This window comes from Paenibacillus athensensis (assembly GCF_004514475.2).
Classification (GTDB): Bacteria; Bacillota; Bacilli; order Paenibacillales; family NBRC-103111; genus Paenibacillus_AL; species Paenibacillus_AL athensensis.
The window spans coordinates 1-728 of the sequence record NZ_MYFO02000038.1; the positions used below are offsets into that span (position 1 = coordinate 1).

Genomic DNA, 728 nt, shown 5'->3' on the forward strand with positions numbered 1-728 from the left:
CCCAGCGCGGCAACACGTATCTTATCACATCTGTCCGACTCTTTTCAAGTCGTTTTTTGGTGGAGCCAAGCGGGATCGAACCGCTGACCTCCTGCTTGCAAGGCAGGCGCTCTCCCAGCTGAGCTATGGCCCCTCATTTATTGCCCACAGTGTTCTGGGGCCCCCGAAAAGTAATCGGAATAATCCTCGAAGCTTCGCTTCACTTTTTGGGGTATATTGGTGGGCCCTAGTGGACTCGAACCACCGACCTCACCCTTATCAGGGGTGCGCTCTAACCAGCTGAGCTAAGGGCCCTTGGTATTCATAATAAAAACCCACCGCAGTGGGCTCGCTTGGCAACGTTCTACTCTCCCAGAACCCTGCGGTTCAAGTACCATCGACGCTGGAGGGCTTAACGGTCGTGTTCGAGATGGGAACGTGTGGTTCCCCTCCGCCATCATCACCAAACGCGTGCAACAATGGATTGTTGCATGAAAGGCTTGCCCTTTCAAAACTGAACACGAGTGAAGGAAGCTTGACTGGTTCTTCGCAGAACCGAGTCTCCATAGAAAGGAGGTGATCCAGCCGCACCTTCCGATACGGCTACCTTGTTACGACTTCACCCCAATCATCTACCCCACCTTCGGCGGCTGGCCCCCTTGCGGGTTACCCCACCGACTTCGGGTGTTGTAAACTCTCGTGGTGTGACGGGCGGTGTGTACAAGACCCGGGAACGTATTCACCGCGGC

General features: G+C 55.2%; 2 tRNA genes and 2 rRNA genes. All 4 read right to left on the reverse strand.

The features are described from left to right. Window positions 1-57: 57 nt before the first annotated feature. Window positions 58-133 (reverse strand) — tRNA-Ala (locus tag B5M42_RS25030). A gap of 84 nt (window positions 134-217) precedes the next feature. Then, window positions 218-294 (reverse strand) — tRNA-Ile (locus B5M42_RS25035). A gap of 36 nt (window positions 295-330) precedes the next feature. Next, a 5S ribosomal RNA gene (rrf, locus tag B5M42_RS25040) occupies window positions 331-447 on the reverse strand. Between the two features lie 101 nt (window positions 448-548). After that, window positions 549-728, reverse strand: a 16S ribosomal RNA gene (locus tag B5M42_RS25045); the annotation flags it as partial.